General features: G+C 72.3%; 6 protein-coding genes. 4 read left to right on the top strand and 2 right to left on the bottom strand.

Annotated elements, in window-relative coordinates:
* The 3 genes from ACWDX9_RS58550 to ACWDX9_RS58560 form a co-directional block, all read left to right on the top strand.
* The coding region (locus tag ACWDX9_RS58550) for a glycoside hydrolase family 15 protein (RefSeq protein ID WP_449972121.1) at positions 1 to 400 on the top strand (400 nt) is incomplete at its 5' end.
* A 69-nt stretch (positions 401 to 469) separates the two neighbouring features.
* Positions 470 to 811 carry a DUF3147 family protein gene (locus ACWDX9_RS58555; protein ID WP_449972124.1) on the top strand — a complete coding sequence of 114 codons (342 nt, stop codon included), beginning with the start codon at positions 470 to 472 and terminating at the stop codon, positions 809 to 811.
* Positions 808 to 1200: a DUF3147 family protein gene (locus ACWDX9_RS58560; RefSeq protein ID WP_449972127.1), complete on the top strand. Its 393-nt coding sequence runs from the start codon at positions 808 to 810 to the stop codon at positions 1198 to 1200. The genes ACWDX9_RS58555 and ACWDX9_RS58560 overlap by 4 nt, the downstream gene beginning before the upstream one ends.
* A gap of 78 nt (positions 1201 to 1278) precedes the next feature.
* On the opposite strand, the gene ACWDX9_RS58565 is transcribed toward ACWDX9_RS58560, so the two are convergent.
* Entirely contained in the window at positions 1279 to 1509 is a 231-nt protein-coding gene (locus tag ACWDX9_RS58565) for a hypothetical protein (protein ID WP_350735747.1), read from the bottom strand.
* Between the two features lie 79 nt (positions 1510 to 1588).
* Positions 1589 to 5125 carry an alpha-N-acetylglucosaminidase TIM-barrel domain-containing protein gene (locus ACWDX9_RS58570; protein ID WP_449972130.1) on the bottom strand — a complete coding sequence of 1179 codons (3537 nt, stop codon included), beginning with the start codon at positions 5123 to 5125 and terminating at the stop codon, positions 1589 to 1591.
* Between the two features lie 108 nt (positions 5126 to 5233).
* Here ACWDX9_RS58570 and ACWDX9_RS58575 point away from each other — a divergent pair.
* Positions 5234 to 5925 (top strand): ROK family protein (locus tag ACWDX9_RS58575; protein WP_449972133.1); only part of this gene is annotated, 692 nt, incomplete at its 3' end.

Raw genomic sequence — 5925 nt, forward strand, 5'->3', positions numbered from 1 at the left:
CCCGGACGCGGGCATCTGGGAGCTGGACGACCGCGCCTGGACGCACAGCCGCCTGAACTGCGCGGCCGGGCTGCGCGCCGTCGGGGAGAACGCGCCGGCCGACACGATCGTCGCCGACACCGCCGCCCACGCCACGCACCCCTCCGGGCGCTGGCAGCGGGCGCCCGACGACCCCCGCATCGACGGCGCGCTGCTGCTGCCCGCGATCCGCGGCGCCGCCCACCAGCAGGGCGACGTGCCGACCGCGCTGCGCTGGTTCGAGCGCAACCGCGCCGCCTGCGGCCCGGCGGGCCTGCTGTCCGAAGAGTACGACGTGACGCAGCGGCAGATGCGCGGCAACCTCCCGCAGGCCTTCGTCCACGCGCTGCTCCTCGAATGCGCCGCCCGCCTGAACCAGTGAGACGGCCTTTACCTCATCGGGGGTTACCGGATCGGCCGGCGGGCAGCGGAACGGCGAGAGGGGCCGCTGATGAGCGAGGTGTGGTGGATCGTGGGACGCGGGCTGCTCGGCGGCCTGCTCGTGATGGTCTTCGCGGTGATCGGCGAGATGCTGACGCCCAAGCGGTTCGCCGGCATCTTCGCCGCCGCCCCCGCCGTGGCCCTGGCCGGGATGACCATCACCGTGCTGCACGAGGGCGAACATCAGCTCGACGAGTCCGCGCTCGGCATGATCGCCGGATCGGTCGCGCTGGTGGCCTACTGCGCGGCGGCCGTGCCGCTCGTACGCCGCCTGGGCGCCTTGGCGGGCTCGCTGACGGCGCTCGTGGTGTGGGCGGCCGTCGCCGGCGCGGGCTGGGCACTGATCGCATGAACGCGATCCGCCTGCAGCCGGCCAAGCTGCGGGACACGCCGGTGCGCGGGATGGTGGTGCGCTTCGCCTTCGGGGCGATCGCCTCCGTGGCCGCCGGCCTGGTCGGGCTGCGCTGGGGACCTGTGGCAGGGGGAGTGTTCCTGGCCTTCCCCGCCATCCTGGCGGCCACGCTGACCCTCATCGAGGAGGAGGAGCATCGGCGCGACCCGGCCGCCCAGGACGCCCGCGGCGCGGTGCTGGGTGCGACGGGCATGATCGCCTTCGCCGCGTGCGTGTGGGCGCTGGCGACCTGGCTGCCCGCGCCGCTCGTCCTGGCGGTGGCCACCGTGGCCTGGGCGGTCGTCGCGGGCCTGCTGTACCTGGCGTTCGGCGCCCGCCGCGGCCGATGAGCCGTCAACCGGACGTGGGAGCGGCCTGGCCGTACGCCGGCCAGGCCGCCCCGTGTTCAGCAGGTGTTCAGCAGGTGTTCAGCAGGGTGTCCAGGTGACTTTCAGCTGGCCCTCCAGTGACCCCCACTGGCCCGACTGACTGCACCCGAACCAGCGCTGTCCGACGAGCGTGTCCCCGGCGTAGTAACTGAGGACCGTGAGGTTGTCGCCCCCCGGTGGAGGTGGCGGAATGGCATGAGCCGGCGTCGAGCCGACGGCGAGCATGGCGGCGATCATCGTCGCCGCGACAATCCCCTGCTTAACTCTCACGAAGGTCCCTCCAGGAGCACGTGAACTTCAAGCAACGCGACCGAACTTTATTCTCTCCGGATCATGACCCCTGTCAATATCATTGCGCCGGCGTCCCGTACACGCTGACCTCGGTGAGGTGGAACGACAGGTTGGCGGTGTTGTGCGTGCCGATCACCCGTACGTACCGGGCCTTCGCCTCGGTGGTCATCGTGTCACCGGCGTCGGTCGCGGCCCGGGGGCCGCGGCGTCCGCCGAGGGTGTACCAGGTGACGCCGTCGAGGCTGCCCTCCAGCCGGTACTCGTAGTAGCGCCCGCCCCCGACGTAGTTGCGCACGTTGACGCGCGAGATGTCGTCGACCGTCCCGAGATCGACCTGCCACCAGGTCGTGTCCCAGGTCATCTGGCTGGCGAAGTACGGCGAGTTGGCCCGGCTCCCGTCGTTCGCGTGCTCGGGGCCCCGGTTCGGCTCCCAGCTCAGCGCCGTGACCGGTTTGCGGAGGCTCTGCAGGGTGTCCTGCGCGCCGTCGCGCGCGGTCGACGGCGCCGGCGCGGGATCGGTCAGCACGGCGATCGCCTGCTGACCGGTGTCCCGGTTGGCCGCGCTGGTGAACAGCCCGGCGTCGAGCGCGGCGGCGGCGCCCGGCACGCGGGCCGCCCCGATCACCGCCCAGTTCCTGCCGTCGCTGCTGCACGACCCGGTGAGCCGGTCGCCGGACCTGCCGACGCGCACGTGTACGGGCGGCGCGAACCCGCCCACCTCCGCGTACGAGTCGAGCTGCCCGTTGCCGTCGGAATCCCAGCTGAACACGCAGCCGTGGCCGGGAGTGACGGCGATGTTCGCGTAGCCGGTGGCCCCGGGGGTGGCCAGGTCGTCGCTCACCACCAGCCCGGACCGGGTCCAGTCCGACGCGCCGTCCTGGCGCAGCACCGTGCTGACGAGCTGCTGCCCGTCGGCCAGGGCGTCCGCGCGGTAGGCGGTGGCCAGCTCGTTGGTCTCCCGCCACAGGTCCGCGCCGCCCGCCGCGATCGCGATCCCGTCGCCGGTGGGAGCGAACTCGGCCTGCGTGTTGCTCATCGTCCGGTACGACGCGGGCGCGGCTCCGGCGACCAGCAGGCGGGTCGAGGCCGTGTCCCGCTGTTCGGCGTCGTCGGAGCGCCAGGAGGCGGTGACGTCCAGCGCCGGGGTGCCGCCTGGGGCCTCGCCGGCGGGAACGGTCACCGTCCACGTCACGGTGAGCTTGTCGCGCGGTGCGACGTGGTCCGCGCGGGTCGGCGAGGTCGCCCGCACCTGGTATCCGCGCGGGGCGCCGAGCTGGAGCGTCACCCGGTCGGTGGGCCGCAGCGTGTTGTCGTTGGTGAACACGGCGGTGACCTGTACGGTCCCGCCCGGCTTGACGCCCTTGCGGTCGGCCCCGACGGTCACCGCGCCGTCGGGCAGCGCGGCCACCCTGCCGGCCTCGGTGTAGGCGTCGCCGCGCGGCTCGGAGGCGAGCTTGGTGCCGGCCTTGGCCCAGTCCTGGGCGACGGCCATCCAGTCGATCGGCTCGGGATAGTCCTTGCCCGAGCGCAGCGCGGTCTTCAGGCTGTCGAAGAACAGCTGCCACCGCTTGGCGTAGTACTGCCCGACGAGACCGTTCATCTCCCTGCGGGCGTAGTCCTGCAGGCGGGCGCCGGAGGCCCAGAGCGTGACCAGCGACTTGAGGTTGTAGTCGAGGGTCGCGGCCTCGGCCGGGGTGGCGGCCTGCCGGCGGGCCTCCTTCTGCCACGTGCCGAGCAGGAAGTTCTCGTCGGTGCCGAGCAGCCGGTCCATCAGCCGCATCCGGTCCGTCCACTGGCCGGTGAGGCGCTCGAACCGGTCGAGGTCCTTGGCGCGGTAGGCGGCGCGGATCTTGGGCAGTTGCAGCCGGCTGTGGTTGGCCAGCACCTGCCGGGCGACGTCGACGAGGTCGTAGCGGTAGGCGCCGGAGCCCCGCAGGCGCCGGTCGACCTGGAGCAGCTCGTCGAGCGCCTTGTCGAAGGCGGCGATGTCGTACTGCAGCGGGTAGCCGGTGTTGGCCAGGCCGGGCTCGTCGTCGTACAGGCCGGTGACGTGCCGGCTGTCGGCGCCGGCGGGCCAGCTGTAGACGGTGTCGAGGAGGATCCGCCAGGCCGCCTTGGCGTGCGGGTCGTCGCCGCCGTACCGGGCGGTGGCGTAGTCGTCGAACCACTGCCGCATGTCGACCGGGCCGTCCTGCCACGGCAGGTCGGTGAAGAACGCGACCGCGGCCGGGTTGTTGTCGATGGCCTCCGGCATCAGCGCGATGCCGTTCATCGCCGTGCCGGACTTGCCGCGCCAGGCGTGGAACTTCTGGTTCCACAGCGTCAGGCGGGCGCCGAGGTTGAAGTGGCCGCCGAAGTTCCAGATGGTGCCGAACGCGTACCCGGTGCCGAGGAAGTCCTTGTCCCGGTCGGTGATGCCGGATTCCTCGCTGATGCCGTCGACGATGAACATCTTGGTCCGGTCGATGGCCTGGAGCGTCGCCGGGAGCGGGTTGCTCTGCCAGCCCAGGATCGTCCAGAGCGCGTCGGGGTGGGCGTCGTTCAGTGCCCGCTGCACCGCCTGCGACGCCTGCGCGACGTTCACCGTGCCGGCCGTGCCGCCTTCGTGCAGCAGGTCCATCTTGTACATCGTGCTGGGCCCGAACAGCTCGGTCTGCACCCGGTAGAACGTGGCGGCGACGCGCGTGAAGACCGGATCGGTCGGGTCGAGCCAGTGGGGGCGTTCGAGCTGGTTCCAGGTGCCCTGCGGGACGGTGTTGGCGCCCGGGTTGCGGACCTTGAAGTCGGTGGGCACGGTGCCGAAATAGCCGGGCAGCACGGGGACCATGCCCAGGGAACGCAGGCGGTCGGCCATCTTGCGGCCGAGGTCGATGCGCCGGTCGATGAGTTGCTGGGAGATCGGGCTGTCGGTGCAGCACATGTTCTGCAGCAGCCACCAGGACTGGTGGCCCGGCTGCGGGATCCACTCGCGCATCTGCTGGTCGGAGTAGCCGAACTCCATGAACGTGCGCTGGTAGACCGCCTCCTGGCCCTCGTAGACGAGCACCTCGTTGATGCCGTGCAGCGCGAGGACGTCGATCCGCCGCTGCCACTCCGGCCAGCTCAGATACGCGCCCGCATAGCCCTGGTTGGTGTCGTTGAGGGCGAAGCGATGGTCCACCGAGGAGTCCTTGGCGATGGGAGCCGCGGGCAGCGGGAGGCGCTGGGGCAGGTCCACCTGGGAGCCGTTGATCGAGACGTCGGCGTGCGCCACCTGGCGCAGGTAGTGGCCGAAGCCGGTCAGCTGCACCGCGGGCGTCGTGCCGGCGACGACGAGGCGGCCGTTCTCGGCGTACACCTCGAACCGGTCCCGGCCGGTGCCCTTGTCGATCGCGCGCAGCGTGACCTGCCTGGCGCGCGAGGTCCCGATCAGCCGTTCCAGGGCCTGCGCCGCCGGACCGTCGAGCCGGGCGGACGCCGACTGCGCTGGGGTGTCGGCCGCCGCCGCGGGTTGGACGGCGAACGGGGTGGCGAGCATCGTGAGCAGGACGGCGAGCGCTGCCAGGAGCGGTCGCCGTCGGCGCGGTAACGGGGCGGCGGAGATCTGCGGTGTCATGGGGGGCGGCCACCTCCGGGAGGGCGAACCTATTATGTAAAGACTTTTCGTAAGGTCTCTGCGAAATATAGTCAGCCGGAGACGACAGAAGGTCAAGAGGGGCGTCGAATGACGGAGGAGCGGCCGGCGGGCACACCGGTCCTGCGGAGGATGAACCGGGCCGCGGTGCTCGACGCGGTCCGGCGGCGCGCGCCGGAGCCCGTACGGGTGGCCGAACTCGCCCGGCTGACCGAGCTCACCCGCCCGACGGTCGCCCAGGCCGTGGAGGACCTGCTGGCCGCCGGCTGGCTGCGGCAGGTCGCGCCACAGCAGGCCACGGTGGGCAGACCGGCCACGCGGTTCGCGCTGAACGGCCGGGCGGCGCCCGTGCTCGCCCTGGACGTCGGCCCGCACACCGTGGCGGCGGGGATCGCCGACCTGGCCGGTGAGCGCCTCGCGCTGATCCGCCGGCCGGTCGGCCGTCGCGGCGCGCGGCACCTGCTCGAGGCGGTCGACGAGGCGACGGGCGCGGCTCTGGCGGCGGCCGGCCTGGCCGCCGAGCAGATCGCGGCGGTCACCGCGGCGACCCCGGGAATCGTCGAGGTGGCCACCGGCCGGGTGCTGTTCGCCCCGAGTGTGCCGGGCTGGCCGGAGATCGACCTCGCCGGCCGCCTGCGCGCTCGTTTCAGGTGCGCGGTCACGGTGGAGAACGACGCGAACCTGGCCGCGCCCCTGCCGCTTAAACTCCTCGATGAACTTCCGGTTGAGATGCGCGTTCTTGGTGGGGTCGGTGGCTGCGGCGAGGGCCTTGCTCAGCATGG

The organism is Nonomuraea sp. NPDC003201, from assembly GCF_053590415.1.

Coding starts and splice junctions, on each gene's coding strand:
- ACWDX9_RS58555 (WP_449972124.1), top strand. CDS start 470: ATGAGCGAGGTGTGGTGGATCGTGGGACGCGGGCTGCTCGGCGGCCTG.
- ACWDX9_RS58560 (WP_449972127.1), top strand. CDS start 808: ATGAACGCGATCCGCCTGCAGCCGGCCAAGCTGCGGGACACGCCGGTG.
- ACWDX9_RS58570 (WP_449972130.1), bottom strand. CDS start 5,125: ATGACACCGCAGATCTCCGCCGCCCCGTTACCGCGCCGACGGCGACCG.